We start from the raw sequence: 15,529 nt of genomic DNA, 5'->3' as shown, positions 1-15,529 counted from the left end.
GACATATGTCCGGATTTGCCTGCCGAACATATGGGGGCGTTGGAGAAGGAGGGAGGGGCATGCCAATCCGCGGAGAAGAAGCAGTCGTTTATCTGCGATTTCGCAAACGGGTACGTTGCGAGCCAGGCGATGTGATCGAGCTGGGAGCCGTCGCTCAGCTGCAGTGCGAGCCGGGACTGGAGGAACGGCTTCGGCGCCTGCCGATCCGCCTGCCGCAGCCAAAGGACGGCAACATGGTGCTGATCGACGCGCTCTACGTTATCCGGCATATCCGCCGATCGTTCCCCGGCCTGCAGCTCGAGCTGTACGGCGAGCCCCACGCCCTCGTGGAGATCGCGGGACGAGAGCGTCCCGCGCATCCCCTCGTCATCGCACTCGTCTGGCTGCTCCTCTTCATCGGCTCGGGAATGGCGATCATGAACTTTCATGCGGACGTGAGCATGCTGGAGGTTCACAAGCGGATCTACGAGCTGCTGACCGGCTCCGACAGCGAACGGCCGTATCTGCTCCAGATTCCCTACTCGTTTGGGATCGGCATCGGGATGATTTTGTTCTTCAACCATCTGTTCAAGAAAAAATTCAACGAGGAGCCGAGTCCGCTTGAGGTAGAAATGTTCCTCTACCAGGAGAACATGAACCACTACATAATAACGGAGGAATATGCGAAGCTCGCGGATGAGGAGGGCGGAGAACAGCCCCATTCGGTCTCCGAGGGCGGACGGGGAGGCAGTAACCCATGATTTCGCTCACGGAGGCAGCGTCCGGCCTTGCCCAGGTGCTGATCGGTCTCGCCGGAGGGCTGGCCGTTGGCAGCGGGATGGTCGCCTTTCTCGTGGTGCTCGACATCATTCCCCGTCTCGCGCAGATTACCCGCTCCGGCAGCTGCTTGGGCTGGTACGAGGGCGCCGTCATCGGCGGCTCCGTCTACTGGACGTTCGCGGATTTTTTCGGCTGGGGCACGCGGCTGACGGGACTGGCACCGGCCGTCGCCGGCCTGTTCTGCGGCGTCTTCGTCGGTATGCTGGCCGCGGCGTTGACCGAGATCATCAACGTGCTCCCGATCCTCGCCAAGCGGCTCGGCATGAGCCGTCAACTCATTTTGCTGCTCATGGCGATGGTGTTCGGCAAGGTGCTCGGCTCGCTGTTCGAGTGGCTGATTTACTGAAGATTTGACTGTCCGTGCCCGGACTCCGCCGGGTAATTGGCTTATTGTCTTCCTTATTAGGTTATGGTACCTTAAAAGAAATTGTTTTAAGGGGCCGCACTGGCCTTGAACTTGCGTCTAAGGGAAGAGGTAGGAACGGATGTATTTACATGGGACAAGTCAAATTAACGGGCAAGGCCGGCTGCAAATCGGCGGCTGCGACACGACCGAGCTCGCCGCTCGTTTCGGCACGCCCCTCTATGTGATGGACGAGGCGCTCATCCGGCAGCGCTGCCGCGAGTTTGTGGACGCCTTCCGCGAATCGGGCCTGCGCTTCCAGGTGGCATACGCAAGCAAGGCGTTCTGCGTCATGGCGATGTGCCGGATCGTGGAAGAGGAAGGATTATCGCTCGACGTCGTCTCCGAAGGCGAGCTGCACACGGCGCTCCAGGCGGGCTTTCCCCCGGAGCGGATTCATTTTCACGGCAACAACAAGACCCCGGACGAGATCCGGATGGCACTGGACGCTGGAATCGGCTGCTTCGTTGTGGACAACTTTGTCGAGCTGCATCTGCTGAATGCTCTCGCCGGCGAGAAGGGGCAGGCCGCCAAGGTGCTGTTCCGGATTACACCCGGCGTCGAAGCGCATACCCATGATTACATTTCCACCGGCCAGGAGGATTCCAAGTTCGGCTTCGACCTGGGCAACGGCTCCGCCTACCGGGTCATTGAAGAGGCGTCCCGCCTGCCGTATATCGACGTGCTGGGCGTCCATTCCCATATCGGCTCCCAGATTTTTGAGGTCGAGGGCTTCAAGATGGCGGTCGAGAAGGTCATCGGCTTCGCAGTTAAGGTACGGGCCGAGCTGAACGTAACGTTCCGCGTGGTCAACCTGGGCGGCGGCTTCGGCATCCGCTACGTAGAGGGCGACACGCCTCTACCGATCAAGGAGTACATCAAGGCGATCACCGAGGATATCAGCAGCTATTTCAGCCGTCACGACTATCCGATCCCGGAGATCTGGGTCGAGCCCGGCCGGAGCATTGTAGGCGACGCCGGCACCACTCTGTACACGATCGGCACGTTCAAGGATATCCCAGGCGTGCGCAAATACGTAGCGGTTGACGGAGGCATGACGGACAATCCGCGTCCGGCGCTCTACGAGTCGAAGTACGAAGCCATGCTGGCGAACCGCGCCTCCGAGCCGAACGAAGAGACGGTCTCGATTGCCGGCAAATGCTGCGAAAGCGGCGACATGCTGATCTGGGACGTCGAGCTGCCGCGTGCGGAGAGCGGCGACCTGCTGGCGGTCTCGTGCACGGGCGCGTATAATTATGCCATGGCGAGCAACTATAACCGGATCCGCAGACCGGCCGTCGTCTTCGTCAAGGACGGCCAGGCCGATGTCGTTGTGAAGCGCGAGTCGCTCGGCGATGTGGTCGGCAACGACGTCGTACCGGATCGGCTTCGCAAGCCTGAGGCGGCCCGCACGGTTTAATTGGTCAGGCAGGGCATCAGCCGGCTTTTGCTGTCCCCTGCCTATTTCTGAACTTTCCTCTATCCCCAGCAGATCAAAGGAGCGAATGCACAATGGCAAAGCAAGCGATTATTACAATGGCAAACGGCGGCGAAGTCGTCATCGATCTGTTCGAAAAGGATGCCCCCAACACGGTGGCCAATTTTGAGAAACTGGCGAACTCGGGCTTCTACAACGGCCTGCTGTTCCACCGCGTGATCCCCGGCTTCGTAGCACAGGGCGGCTGCCCGAATGGGAACGGAACCGGCGGACCCGGCTATACGATCAACTGTGAGATTAACCCGAACAAGCACGAGCGCGGAACGCTCGCCATGGCGCATGCCGGCCGCAACACCGGCGGCAGCCAGTTCTACATCTGCTACAAGCCGCAGCCGCACCTCGACGGGCAGCATACGGTTTTCGGCAAGGTCGTCAAGGGAATGGAGCTCGTCGACGAGTTCCAGGGCCGCGACCGCATGGAAACCGTCAAGGTAGTCGAAGTTGCATAACGGACAAGCCTACCGGCGGCTCCGGCTGCTGACCAAAGGAACCCTTATAAGGGTTCCTTTTTTTGTGCGACTCGAAGGTGAACTAGGGCCACTCGCCCATTGACAAATAATGTCTCCCCTTTTACAATTTTTGTTATCTATAGATGATAGAATATATAGACGTACATATAAAAGGGGAATGGACATGCACGGAAGACTCGATCCTTTGACCGGCCTTGGCAGCCAGGCCAGCCTGCAGGATCTGCTGGCGGACACTATTAAGCGGGAGAAGCCGACGGCTGTCGCTCTCCTCGACCTCGATCACTTCGGGGCCATCAACCGCGATTTCGGCCGAGAGGGCGGGGACCGCGTCTTAATCGCCGTGGCGGAGCTTCTGGCGGGCTCTTTCGGCCGGTGCTGCTGCTTCCGCCTCTCCGGTGACGCTTTCGCCGTCCTGCTCGAGGGGGCGAGCCTGGAGCAGGCTTTCTTGCGGATGGAGCAGCTGCGGGGGCTGGTGGCGGCTAGTCCGGTAGCCGGAGAGCTGGAGGACCTGCCTCCGATCCGACTGACCGCGGGCGTCGCTCAATATCCGAGGGATGCCAAGGATGCGGACACGCTTCTTCATGCCGCCGACGCTGCCTTGACGACCGCCAAGGAGGCGGGCCGGAATCAGGTGGCGCTTCCGCCTAGCGATGAGATGGTGCTCAAAGCCTGCCACTATCAGGCCGCTATGCTTCGCAGGCTCAAGGCGCTTGCGGAGAAGGAGAAGAAGACCGAGTCGGCGCTGCTGCGCGAGGCGCTGACCGACCTGCTCCGCAAGTATGACCGGATCGATCCGTGGGAGGCGCCATGATGCGATGGAAGACAGGACTTATAGGTGTAATTGCGGGACTGCTAGTGTTTGGGACGAGCTGGGGACTGCTTCAGGCGGGCAAGCCTTATTCCTGGCTAGCCTGGATTCCCGAGGCGGCGGGCGGAGCTGCTGCGGCGCTTGGGCTTGTCCGCTTGTACCGGCAGTCGATGATTGACGAATGCACCGGCTTGTTCAACAGGCGTTTCCTGTTCCGCAAGCTGGACAGCGTGTTCCGCCGGCATCGCGCGATTGGCCGGCCGCTGGCGGTCGCCGTCATCGATATCGACGATTTTCGCTCCTTCAATTCGCGCTACGGGCATATTGCGGGGGATGAGGTGCTGAGAGAGGTCGGATCGCGGCTATGCCGCCATGTCGGGAGCCGGGCGTACGCCGCACGCTGGGGCGGCGAGGAATTCGCTCTGGTCTTCCCTGGGGCTGACAAGAAGGAAGCGCTCGAAACGGCGGAGGCGATCCGCAGGAGCATCCAGCAGATTCGTCTCCCGTTCGGAGGGGCGGAAGAGGTCTCCGTCACGATCAGCATGGGCATTGTCGTCGACCATGGAGGGTACGCCTCCGCCGAAGAGCTGGTGAACCATGCCGATCAGGTCATGTACGCCGCCAAGCAGAAGAAAGACGCGATCGAGGTCGGCTGGAAGGCCCGCTCGGTCGGATAAAGCCAAGGCGCCTGCTGCGGGGCTGTTCCCCGAAGCAGGCGCCTTGCTGGTTGGTCCGGGATCACCAGGCGCGGCCGGCTTACAGCCTGACGCGCAGCTCCTCCCATCCGCGGAACAGAATAGTCGCTCGGCGCCTACTCTTCTCGGGCACGAGCTCGGGCGCCGACGAGACGGCTAGAAACGCCCGCAGCGCCTCCTCTCCTTCCACCCGGGCGAGCGGGGCCCCCAGGCAAAAATGGGGGCCGGACGCAAACGCGAGATGGCGGTTCGGGGAACGCGAGACCCGGAAGCGGTCCGCCTCTGGAAAACGGTCCGAGTCCCGGTTGGCGGAAGCGAGGAGCAGCATCACGTTCGCACCTTGCTCGAGCCGTTCGCCCCCAAGCAGCAAGGGCTCGGCAAGCAGGCGGTCGGTCATCTGAACGGGGCTCTCGAAGCGGAGCGTCTCCTCCACGGCAGACGGCAGGAGGCGGGGGTTCGAGCGGAGCAAAGCCAGCTCGTCTGGATGTGTCAGCAGCAGCTGTACGGCATTGCCGATGAGATGGACGGTCGTCTCGTGTCCCGCAACGAGCAGCAGAATGCAGGTAGAGATGAGCTCGGTTTCGCTCAGCCGGTCGCCGCTGTCTGCTGCCGCCAGCAGAGAGCTAATGAGATCTTCGCCCGGCGATTTCCTTCTCGCGCGGATTAGATCGGCGAAGTAAACCTCCATCTCTTCCATCGCCCGGCTAATGACGGGTACGTCATCGGGGAGGACGATAGCCACATCGAGGAGCCGGGCGACGGCATGCGACCATTCCTTGAACAAGGCGTGATCCTCGGACGGAACGCCCAGGAGATCGGCGACGACGAGCACGGGGAGAGGGAACGCGAAGTCCGCGATGAGATCGGGCTCCGGCATTTCGGCAAGCGTTGCCGCGAGCCGGCCGGCGATCACGGTGACGGAGGCTCTCAGTCTCTCGGTTCGACGAGGAGAGAAGGCGGGCTGAACGAGGCCGCGCAGCCTGGTATGCGACGGAGCGTCGCGGAACAGCATCCAGCTGTCGGTAATCCGGCGGATGGAGGCCCACTGGGGAGCCGGCGCGGGGACTTGGTCTCTTTTCTCGGGTGGCAGGGTGTTTCTTCTCTCCCGGACGGCTGCAGGGCTCTTCAAAATCCGCTCGACGTCTTCGTAGCGGGATACGGCCCACATGCGACGTTCCTCCAGATAGAGGATGGGCTGCTCGCTCTGAAGCCGGCGGTAGAATGGGTAAGGGTCCTCATGATCCTCGGGCCGATAAGCCTGAAACCAGGCTGCGGGAGGAAGGAGGGAGCCGGCTTGTATAGATTCGGTCATACGGAACAGCTCCTTTTTTGGCGGCACGACCAAAATTGGAAACACCGCATCTCTTATGCCAACTATTGTAAACGAGAACACTCCCGCCTGCCAGAGGCTGGCAGGAAGCTTGCATTTTCGCGTAGCGAGTGATAAGATTTTTTTGTTACAACACATACATTCCTTCGGGGCAGGGTGAAATTCCCTACCGGCGGTGATTCCGGCACGAGCCTCCCTCCAGCGGAGCGGAAGGCGCCGGCAAGTCCGTGACCCGTGCAGGCAGCCGCCTGCCGGTGGATTCGGTGCAAATCCGAAACCGACAGTATAGTCTGGATGGGAGAAGGAAGATCGAACCGAACGAGCGGCAGCGCAAGTGCTTCGGTTCACATGGACGTGCGCGGCGACTGCTTTATGAGGCGTCGTGTGCTTGAGGTCGCGGTGCATTCCTGGAATGCAAGCCGTCTGTTCCCGCATGTGGATCTGAATCAGCTTGGCCAGACGGTTGGTTTGCTTTTGCTACTTGCATCCCAAAGCCCCTGCATCATTTGCGGCGGGCTTTTTTTGTATGAATATGCGCCGGTTACGGCGCAGTAAGGGAGGGCGGTGTCCATGGACATCCTGACGGCCGAAAGCTATATGAGACTGGCGCTCCAGCTGGCCGAGGGAGCTCAGGGGCAAACGGGGATCAATCCCGTCGTTGGCTGCGTCATCGTGAAGGAGGGCCGTATCGTAGGCACGGGCGCTCACCTGAAGCGCGGCAGCGGACACGCCGAGGTGAATGCGCTGCGGATGGCCGGCCCGGAGGCGGAGGGCAGCACGGTATACGTCACGCTGGAGCCCTGCTCCCATTACGGCAAGACGCCGCCCTGCAGCGACCGGCTCATCGACGAGAAGGTGGCCAAGGTCGTCGTGGCCACGCTGGATCCGAATCCGCTCGTAGCGGGCTCGGGAGTGGAACGGCTGCGCGCCAGCGGGATCGAGGTGGAGGTCGGACTGCTCGAGGAAGAGGCCAGGACGATGAACGAGGCGTTCAACAAGTACATTGTGACCGGCATGCCTTTCGTCGCGCTCAAGACCGCCAGCACGCTGGACGGCAAAATCGCGAGTAGGACGGGTGACAGCAAGTGGATCACAAACGAACGGTCTCGCGCCTTCGTCCATACGCTGCGTCACCGGTACCAGGCGATCATGGCCGGCATCGGCACGGTGCTTGCGGACGATCCTCATCTGACCACGCGCCTGTCGGTTCCGGCTCTGGACCCGGCTCGTATCGTGGTCGACTCGAGGCTCCGGCTGCCGGAGGACGCGAATGTGCTCAAGGGAGGCGGCCGGGTGCTCGTGCTCACGACGGAGCTCGGCTCTCCCGAGCGGCGGCAGCTGCTCGAGGCAGCCGGTGCGGAGGTCGTAGTCTGCGGTGAAGGGCCCGAGGTCGACCTGGCGGCGGCGATGCGGGAGCTGGGCCGGCGGGAGATCGCCTCGATCCTGCTGGAGGGAGGCGGCCGCCTGAACGGCGCCATGCTTGAGCACGGATTGATCGACAAGTGTTATTTGTTCTATGCACCCAAGATTATCGGAGGGGACGCCGCGCCGGGCAATTTTCGGTTCGGCGGGTTCGATAAGATGCAGGAGGCAGTGCGCCTGACGCGTCTTACGGTCCAAACGTTCGAGGAGGACTTCTGTCTCATCGGCTATCCCCAATACGGAAGGAGGGCGGAAGCCCGTGTTCACCGGACTGATTGAAGAAGTAGGGCGCCTGAGACGGGTAGCCCGGCAAGGGCAGGCGATGATCCTTGTGCTGGAGGGCAGCCGGGTGCTGAAGGGCGTACAGATCGGCGACAGCATCTCCGTGAACGGCGTGTGCCTAACGGTCGTCGCCTACGACGACAGCACCTTCACCGTCGATGTCATGCCTGAGACGTTCCGGCATACGACGCTGTCGTCCCTGAAGCCGGGAGCTCCCGTCAATCTGGAGAGGGCGATGGCGGCGGGCGGCCGGTTCGGCGGCCATATCGTGCAGGGGCACGTCGATACGACGGCCGTCATCCTGTCGCGGGCGGCGGAGGATAACGCCGTGGTTTTCCGATTTTCCCCGCATGACCCCAATACGCTCAAATATATCGTACCGAAAGGCTCGATCACGGTGGACGGCATCAGCTTGACGGTGGTGGAGGCGACCGAGGCGGAATTCTCCGTGTCGATCATTCCCCACACGCTTGCCGAAACGATCCTGCAGCACAAAACTCCGGGAGATGCCGTCAATATCGAATGCGATGTGCTCGGCAAATATGTCGAGCGGCTGCTTGCCTTCCGCGGGCACGAGGGAGCCGCCGGCGGCCGCGGGCAAGCATCGGCTTCGCGGCTCACGGCTACCTTTTTGGCGGAGAACGGATTTCTGTAAACGTCCTGAGGGCAGACAAAAATGGTCTGTGCCGCCAGGATGGGAGCTAAGATGGCATCGCATAGCATTTTCTGCATTGAAAAGGGGGAATCAACATGACGGACAACGTCCGGTTTGATACAATTGAGGAAGCGATCTACGAGCTGATGCAGGGCAAAGCGGTCATCGTCGTGGACGACGAGGACCGGGAGAATGAAGGGGACTTCATTGCGCTGGCCGAGAAGGCAACCCCGGAGATGATCAACTTCATGATCCGGGAAGGCCGCGGCCTCGTCTGCACCCCGATTACCGAGCAGCGGGCCAAGGAGCTGGCGCTGCCGCCTATGGTTACGCACAATACCGATTACCACGGCACCGCCTTTACCGTTTCGATCGACCATGTCGATACGACGACCGGCATCTCGGCGCATGAGCGGTCGCTCACGGTTCAGGCGCTGATGGACGCGAACGCCAAGCCGTCCGACTTTCGCCGTCCGGGCCATATCTTCCCGCTGATCGCCAAGGACGGCGGCGTGCTGAGGAGAGCAGGGCATACGGAAGCGGCCATCGACCTCGCCCGGTTGTGCGGGTCCTATCCGGCGGCCGTCATCTGCGAGGTGATCAAGGAAGACGGGACGATGGCGCGCGTGCCGGACCTGATGGAGATCGCCAAGCAGCACGAGCTGAAGGTGATTACGATCCGCGACCTGATCCATTACCGCAACGAGAAGGAAAAACTCGTCAAGCGGGAGGTCGAGGTCAAGCTGCCGACCGACTTCGGCGTCTTCAACGCCGTCGCCTACACGAACCAAGTGGACAACAAGGAGCATGTCGCTCTCGTGAAGGGCAAAATCGACGGCAGCAAGCCGACGCTGGTCCGCGTCCATTCCGAATGTTTGACGGGGGACGTGTTCCACTCGCACCGCTGCGACTGCGGTCCGCAGCTGGAAGCGGCGCTTCGCCAGATCGACGAGGCGGGCTCGGGCGTTCTGCTCTATATGAGGCAGGAGGGCAGAGGCATCGGCCTGATCAATAAATTGAAGGCCTACAAGCTGCAGGAGGAAGGGCTAGACACAGTTGACGCCAACCTGAAACTGGGCTTTGCTCCCGACCTGAGGGAGTATGGGATCGGGGCGCAGATTCTCAAGGATCTCGGCGTCCGCAAGATGCGCCTGCTGACGAACAATCCTCGCAAGATTACCGGTCTCGAGGGCTACGGCTTGGAAGTGACCGAGCGCGTGCCGATCCAGATGCCGGAGAACGAAAGCAATACCAACTATTTGCACACCAAACAATCGAAGCTCGGCCATCTGCTCGTTTTTGCGGCCGACCAAACGGAGGAGTAACCCGATATGGCTAAAATCTATGAAGGACATCTAGTATCCAAGGAAGCGCGCTACGGCATCGTAGTGGGCCGGTTCAACGAATTCATTACGGGCAAGCTGCTGTCGGGCGCTCTGGATGCGCTCAAGCGCCATGGCGCGGCCGAGGAAGAGGTCGACGTCGCTTGGGTACCGGGGGCATTCGAAATTCCGCTGATCGCCCAAAAAATGGCGGAGTCCGGCAAATATGATGCAGTGATCACACTCGGGGCGGTCATCCGCGGATCGACTCCGCACTTCGACTACGTCTGCAGCGAAGTTTCCAAAGGCGTCTCGGCGATCAACCTCAAAACAGGCGTGCCGACCGTGTTCGGCGTCTTGACGACCGATTCGATCGAACAGGCTGTCGAGCGCGCAGGCACGAAGGCCGGGAACAAAGGCTGGGAAGCGGCCGCAACCGCCATCGAAATGGTGAACCTGGTTAAGCAGCTGAAGGCTTAATGGGGGCGGGGTTTTTGGAATTCGATTCCCTGCTGTACCGCGTCCTCGCGCTTCTCGTCGTCGTGACGGTTCATGGATACGTCCAGGCGGCGATCGCGGGAATGCTCGGAGACCGTACGGCAAGGCAGAGAGGGCGGGCGTCCTTAAACCCGCTGCGGCATGTGGCTCCGCTCGGCCTGCTCATGACCTTGTTCGGACCATACGGCTATGGACAGCCGGTGCCGATCGATCCGGCCGCCTTGGGCGGCCGGCGATCCCGCGCCGCTTTTCTCATTTACGGGTCGGGGGCGCTCGCGTATCTCGTGCTTGCCGTCCTGCTCGGCTGGGCGTCGTACGGCATGGCCGGCTGGGGCAGCCACGCCTCGATGACCTGGATCGAAACGCTGGCCAAGGGCCTCGTCGATTACGGGTTCCAAATGACCGTCTATCTCGTCTTCCTGAATTTGCTGCCCCTCTATCCGCTGGACATGGCGCTGTGGCTGCGCGCCCGGCGTCCGGATGCAGGCGAATCTCTGCTCCCGTCCGTTGACAAGTGGAGCCAGCTCGTCCTGGTCCTGCTGCTCGCGCTGCCGCTCGGCGAGCGGATGCTGCAGCCATTGTTTCTCTGGGTGAGCCGCCTGCTGCTGTCCGTCTATTCCATATGAGCGGGGGAGAACCGAGTGAAGGTAACATTCAAGCTGGAGCAATTTGAAGGCCCCCTGGATCTGCTGCTGCATTTGATCGATCAGGCTGAGGTCGATGTCTATGATATCCCGGTACGCTTGATTACCGAGCAGTACCTCGAATACTTGAACGTCATGCAGGAGCTGGAGCTGGATGTGACGAGCGAATTTCTGGTCATGGCGGCGACGCTCTTGTCCATCAAGAGCAAGATGCTGCTGCCGAAGCCGCCCGTCCTGGAGCTGGATTGGGACGCCGGCGAGGAAGAAGACGAGCTGGACCCGCGGGCGGAGCTTGTCCAGAAGCTGATCGAATACCGCAAGTTCAAAGGCATCGCCGAGCATCTCCGGGGTCTTGAGACGGAACGAAGCCTCCTGTTTATGAGAGAACCGGAGGATTTGGCTCCCTATGTCCCGGAGCGTTCGGGCAACCCGGTCGAGGGGCTTGAGGTGGACGATCTGGTTCGCGCGTTCCGGAAGGCGCTCACCAAGATGGTCGAGCGCGGACGCATTACGAAGATTCGCCGCGACGAAATCTCCGTCAAGGACCGTATGGCGGAAGTGCTGCATCTGGTCGGTGGCCGAGGCGGCAAGGTGCTGTTCAGCAAGCTGTTCGAGGAAGAATGTACCCGCGAAGATATCGTGGTCACCTTTCTCGCCTTGCTGGAGCTGATGAAGACCAAACGCATTCAATGCTACCAGCACAATCTGTTTGACGAGATTGTGATACAGGCAAGAGAGGACGGAAGGGAGAATGGACTTGCAGAGGAGCCAACCTCAGTTGAAGGCAGCGGTGGAAGGGCTGCTGTTCGTGGCCGGGGATGAGGGCCTGGACAGCAGACAGCTGGCCGACGTGCTGGAGATCGACAACAAAGAAGCGCTGCGGCTCGTTCGCGAGCTGCAGCATGAGCTGGCTGCATCCGGCAGAGGGATCCAGATCGTAGAGCTGGCCAATACGTTCCAGCTCGCGACGCTGCCCGAGCACGCGTCTTATTTTCAGAAGCTGGCGCATTCTCCTCACCGGGCTTCCTTGTCACAGGCGGCATTGGAGACGCTGTCGATCATCGCGTACCGGCAGCCCATCACCCGGGTGGAGATTGAGGAAATCCGGGGGGTCAAGGCCGAGCGGGCGCTGCAGACGCTGGTCACCAAGGAGCTGATCGAGGAGGTAGGCCGTGCGGAGGCGATCGGCCGACCGATTCTGTATGGGACGACCAAGTCGTTCCTCGATTACTTTGGGCTGAGCAGCATTACGCAGCTGCCCGACAAGGAGAAGTTCGAGAAGGACCTCGAGCTGGACGAAGAAGCAAGAATGCTGTTCGACAAGCTGGACGCCGACGAGCAGATCTCGATGGAGGAGCTGGAGCACGAGCTGCTGGAACGGCAGCATGCGCATTCTCCGGAAGGAGATTCGTCTCCCGCCGGGATGGAGGAGCGAGAGGAAGAGCCTCTCCCCGACCTGCCCGAGCTGCCCGACCTAGACGAGCTTCCCGACTTCATGAAGGAGGTTTCGGCATCCCGCGAGGACGACAAGGACTGAACCTTTCGCGCATGCAAACCGCTGGCGGCGACCATACTAAACTCCGTACAGAGGCAGACTTTGGACTGCTTCGGACGGAGTTTTTTCTATTGTCCGTAAAGGAAGTGTAAGGTCGAAAGGAGCGGAAGGAGCGGTCACATGAGTATTTGGTGGCTCGTCGGCGGGCTGCTGCTCTTCGCCGCGGCGGCGGGAGTAGTGCTGGCGTCCAGGCTGCGCATCAAGCTGTATCTGTCCCGGCAGGAAAAGAACGACGACCTCTATATGGAGATCCATGCCTTGTTCGGGCTTGTCAAGCGAAAAGTCCAAGTTCCCAAAATTGCCTTCAAAGGCTGGGAAAAGGGCTGGGATATCAAAACGAAAAGTATGAATGTGCATCAACCGGAGAAAGCGGAAGGAAACAAAGAGCTGCTGACCAGGGAGAAGATTCGGGATTGGTTCGACCGGTTTGCTAGTTTTATCGAAAACGTGCCGGATTACTTTGGCTGGCTTAAGGAAACGATAGCAAAGTTCCGCTGCACCGGGTTCTCCTGGAACACGCATATCGGGCTGGGAGACGCTCCCGAAACCGCGATGTCCGTAGGCGCGGTCTGGGCGATCCAGTCCTCGCTGTGCGGAGGCATGTTTCATTACCTCCCGCTTGCCGAGGGAACCCGGCCGCAGCTGGCCGTCGTTCCCCAATATAACGAGCTGACGTTCACGACCGAGGTTGTCTGCCGGCTCGAGATTCGGGTGGGCACGCTGCTCGTGGCAGGAATGACACTCGCTAACCGGCTGCTGCGAATGAGGAAGGAGCAGGCGCGGCAGGGTTCTTTGACGGAAGCATGAGCCCTCGGCTCCTTCAAGTCCCTCTCACCAGCGTACATGAGGCCGAGGAACTGAGGAGATGCTAAACGTGAGCATACCCGTTATGCGTCTTGTTTCAAGGAACGGCATACTTCACTCATTAAGGAGGCAACCCCATGTCCGAGCATCCGATTCAAGGTTTAATGAAGACGGCGATGGAAAATATCCGGGATATGGTCGATGTGAATACGATCGTAGGCGACCCGGTCGAAACGCCGGACGGCAGCGTCATTATGCCAATCTCCAAGGTTGGTTTCGGCTTTGCCGCCGGCGGCAGCGAATTTTCGGGCGAGCAGGGAGGCGGAACACAGGCAGGCGTCCCGAACGGGCATAACGCTTCTGTAGCACTTCCTTTCGGCGGCGGCAGCGGCGGCGGGATTTCGATTACGCCGATCGCTTTCCTGGTCGTAGGAAACCAGGGCGTCCGAATCGTTCCGCTTGACAACCAGACTCATCTGATGGAGCGGCTGATCGAATCCGCCCCTCGCGTAGTCGAAAAGATCCAGACGATGATGAAGGGAAGTGGGACGAGCGGGATGACCGGCGGCATGACCGGCGGCGCGGCCGGCGGGATGACTGGCGGGATGGCCGGCGGCGGCACGATGGGCAGCAACGGCTTCATCACGCAGAGCGGAGGCTCCACGGCCGGATCCAGCCAGATGGCCGGATCGGGCAAGTCGGCCCAAAGCGGCGGCAGCAGCAAGAACGACAACCAAAACTTCATCGTCTAAAGGGCCGAGAGGCACTGAGAACAGGCGGGAAGTAGGTTTCTTAAAAAAGCAAACAAAGCCCGCAGGCTGCCGGATAACGGCATGCCCTGCGGGCTTGTTTATGTGAGGCGGCAGCGGCGGGATGACCGCGCCGGGCATGCTTCGTGCACCGGCCGTAGAATTACGAGGTGGCGCCCGTCTCTTTCTTCTCGAGCCGATCGTACAGGAAATCGACGAGATGGAGCGCCTGCATCGAGCCGCTGATCGATTCACGTTCGATTCCCAGCTTCATTTGCAGCAGACAGCCGGGATTGCTGGTGAGCAGGTAGCGTGCGTCCGTCGCTTTTACATGCTCCATCTTGTGATCGAGAATTTGCGTGGACATCTCCGGCTGCACCAGATTGTAGGTGCCGGCCGAGCCGCAGCATTTGTCCGCATTCTTCAGCTCGACGTACCGGACGTTCTTCACCTCGCGCATCAGCTTGCGGGGAGCGTTCGATGCCCGCATCACATTGCGAAGATGGCACGAGTCCTGGTAAGTGATCGTGAGAGCCTTCTCCTCTCCATTGTTCATACCGGGCTCGCGGAACGACGGCACGCGGCCGATGTCATAGAGCATCTCGCTGACATCCTTCACCCGCTCGGCAAACCACTTGGCGTCTTCGGCGTAGGCGGGATCATCCTTAAGCAGATGGTCGTATTCCATCAGCAGGGCGCCGCAGCCCCCCGCGTTCGAGACGATATAATCGACGCCCGCTTCTCGGAAAGCCCGGATGTTTTTGCGCGCCAGCTCGCGTGCCAGCTCCTGCTCCCCGCTATGAGCGTGCAGAGCGCCGCAGCAGTTCTGCGTTCTGGGGATGACCACCTCAAAGCCGGCCTCCGAGAGCAGCTTGACGGTGTTCACATTCGTCTCCGTGAAAAGAACGTCCATCAGGCAGCCGCGGAACATGGCGACACGGGCGATCGGTTCTCCCTTGGCCGGGTAGTGCTCGCCGATCCTTTCGACGACTCCGCGTGGGGTCGCATCCGGCAGGATCCGCTCCATCTGGCGCAGATTCTCAGGAAAGAGTTTCATAATGCCGGCGTTGCGCGCGACCCAGCGCAGCCCGCTCTTCTGGTACGTGGCAAGCCCGGCTCCGACCAGCTTCATAAGCTTCTGCTTCGGGAACACATGCTTCAGCATGACGGTGCGGACGAGCTTGACCTGCGGCCGATGCTCGGCATATTCCTCAATCGTGTCGCGGGCCTGCTCCAGCAGATGCCCGTATTTGACGTCCGACGGGCACACCGGCTCGCAGGCGCGGCAGCCGAGGCAGAGATCGAGCTGGTCCTTGAACGCCTGGTCTGGCTCCATGAGCCCGTCGGCGACCGCCTTCATGAGGGCGATCCGCCCTCTCGGGGATGCGGCCTCGATGCCGGTTTCGGTGAACGTGGGACAGGCCGGCTGGCAGAAGCCGCACCGCATGCAGTTCGTCAGCTCTTCGTAATCGAGGCTCTGTTTGAGAGCCTCGGCGAGCGGGTTGACCGGCTTGCGCGCCATGCTGGCCAGATTGGGAGGGGACGGCTCGCCGATCGCCCCGACCGGGTTTCGCT

At 60.9% G+C, this 15,529-nt stretch carries 16 protein-coding genes, 1 pseudogene and 1 riboswitch; of the genes and pseudogenes, 15 read left to right on the top strand and 2 right to left on the bottom strand.

The window, feature by feature from the left end; translation table 11 throughout:
- Window positions 1–59 precede the first annotated feature (59 nt).
- From KJS47_RS03990 to KJS47_RS03965, 6 genes are all read left to right on the top strand, one after another.
- Complete coding sequence (locus tag KJS47_RS03990) at window positions 60–740, top strand: stage V sporulation protein AA (RefSeq protein ID WP_213522970.1); 681 nt, start codon at window positions 60–62, stop codon at window positions 738–740.
- The gene (locus tag KJS47_RS03985; RefSeq protein WP_213522968.1) at window positions 737–1,165 is read left to right on the top strand and encodes a stage V sporulation protein AB; all 429 of its coding nucleotides are present in this window, start codon (window positions 737–739) and stop codon (window positions 1,163–1,165) included. The genes KJS47_RS03990 and KJS47_RS03985 overlap by 4 nt, the downstream gene beginning before the upstream one ends.
- Window positions 1,166–1,304: 139 nt before the next feature.
- Window positions 1,305–2,642, top strand: coding sequence for a diaminopimelate decarboxylase (gene lysA, locus KJS47_RS03980; protein WP_213522966.1), 1,338 nt, complete (start codon window positions 1,305–1,307; stop codon window positions 2,640–2,642).
- Window positions 2,643–2,734: 92 nt separating this feature from the next.
- Complete coding sequence (locus tag KJS47_RS03975; RefSeq protein ID WP_213522965.1) at window positions 2,735–3,169, top strand: peptidylprolyl isomerase; 435 nt, start codon at window positions 2,735–2,737, stop codon at window positions 3,167–3,169.
- 184 nt (window positions 3,170–3,353) lie between these two features.
- Window positions 3,354–4,001 (top strand): GGDEF domain-containing protein, encoded by a 648-nt coding sequence (locus KJS47_RS03970; RefSeq protein WP_213522963.1) that lies wholly within the window; start codon window positions 3,354–3,356, stop codon window positions 3,999–4,001.
- The gene (locus tag KJS47_RS03965; protein WP_213522962.1) at window positions 4,001–4,675 is read left to right on the top strand and encodes a GGDEF domain-containing protein; all 675 of its coding nucleotides are present in this window, start codon (window positions 4,001–4,003) and stop codon (window positions 4,673–4,675) included. Before KJS47_RS03970 ends, KJS47_RS03965 begins: the two co-directional genes overlap by 1 nt.
- A 79-nt stretch (window positions 4,676–4,754) precedes the next feature.
- Here the strand turns inward: KJS47_RS03965 and KJS47_RS03960 are convergent, their stop codons facing one another.
- Window positions 4,755–6,005 (bottom strand): cytochrome P450, encoded by a 1,251-nt coding sequence (locus KJS47_RS03960; RefSeq protein ID WP_213522961.1) that lies wholly within the window; start codon window positions 6,003–6,005, stop codon window positions 4,755–4,757.
- Window positions 6,006–6,161: 156 nt separating this feature from the next.
- Window positions 6,162–6,333: riboswitch (FMN riboswitch) on the top strand.
- 260 nt (window positions 6,334–6,593) lie between these two features.
- Here KJS47_RS03960 and ribD point away from each other — a divergent pair.
- The 9 genes and pseudogenes from ribD to ytfJ form a co-directional block, all read left to right on the top strand.
- Window positions 6,594–7,724: a bifunctional diaminohydroxyphosphoribosylaminopyrimidine deaminase/5-amino-6-(5-phosphoribosylamino)uracil reductase RibD gene (gene ribD, locus KJS47_RS03955; RefSeq protein ID WP_213522960.1), complete on the top strand. Its 1,131-nt coding sequence runs from the start codon at window positions 6,594–6,596 to the stop codon at window positions 7,722–7,724.
- Window positions 7,705–8,382 (top strand): riboflavin synthase, encoded by a 678-nt coding sequence (gene ribE / locus KJS47_RS03950; RefSeq protein WP_213522959.1) that lies wholly within the window; start codon window positions 7,705–7,707, stop codon window positions 8,380–8,382. The genes ribD and ribE overlap by 20 nt, the downstream gene beginning before the upstream one ends.
- 95 nt (window positions 8,383–8,477) lie before the next feature.
- A complete protein-coding gene (locus tag KJS47_RS03945) occupies window positions 8,478–9,707 on the top strand; it encodes a bifunctional 3,4-dihydroxy-2-butanone-4-phosphate synthase/GTP cyclohydrolase II (protein ID WP_213522958.1) in 1,230 nt (409 codons plus the stop codon).
- Between the two features lie 6 nt (window positions 9,708–9,713).
- Window positions 9,714–10,184, top strand: a complete 471-nt coding sequence (ribH, locus tag KJS47_RS03940) for a 6,7-dimethyl-8-ribityllumazine synthase (protein WP_213522957.1) — start codon at window positions 9,714–9,716, stop codon at window positions 10,182–10,184.
- Window positions 10,185–10,198: 14 nt separating this feature from the next.
- Complete coding sequence (locus KJS47_RS03935; RefSeq protein ID WP_213522956.1) at window positions 10,199–10,828, top strand: zinc metalloprotease; 630 nt, start codon at window positions 10,199–10,201, stop codon at window positions 10,826–10,828.
- 15 nt (window positions 10,829–10,843) lie between these two features.
- Window positions 10,844–11,668: a segregation and condensation protein A gene (locus KJS47_RS03930; protein ID WP_213522954.1), complete on the top strand. Its 825-nt coding sequence runs from the start codon at window positions 10,844–10,846 to the stop codon at window positions 11,666–11,668.
- Window positions 11,625–12,383, top strand: a complete 759-nt coding sequence (scpB, locus tag KJS47_RS03925; RefSeq protein WP_306433004.1) for an SMC-Scp complex subunit ScpB — start codon at window positions 11,625–11,627, stop codon at window positions 12,381–12,383. The genes KJS47_RS03930 and scpB overlap by 44 nt, the downstream gene beginning before the upstream one ends.
- A 138-nt stretch (window positions 12,384–12,521) precedes the next feature.
- Window positions 12,522–13,208: a DUF2953 domain-containing protein gene (locus tag KJS47_RS03920; protein ID WP_213522950.1), complete on the top strand. Its 687-nt coding sequence runs from the start codon at window positions 12,522–12,524 to the stop codon at window positions 13,206–13,208.
- A 134-nt stretch (window positions 13,209–13,342) separates the two neighbouring features.
- Window positions 13,343–13,768, top strand: a pseudogene (gene ytfJ, locus KJS47_RS03915) (GerW family sporulation protein); the annotation flags it as partial.
- 349 nt (window positions 13,769–14,117) lie between these two features.
- Here ytfJ and KJS47_RS03910 read toward each other — a convergent pair.
- Complete coding sequence (locus KJS47_RS03910; protein ID WP_213524953.1) at window positions 14,118–15,476, bottom strand: (Fe-S)-binding protein; 1,359 nt, start codon at window positions 15,474–15,476, stop codon at window positions 14,118–14,120.
- Window positions 15,477–15,529: the final 53 nt, after the last annotated feature.

Origin of the sequence: Paenibacillus sp. J31TS4, assembly GCF_018403265.1 — a bacterium.
Classification (GTDB): domain Bacteria; phylum Bacillota; class Bacilli; order Paenibacillales; family NBRC-103111; genus J31TS4.
This window is presented reverse-complemented; position numbering and strand designations above follow the sequence as displayed.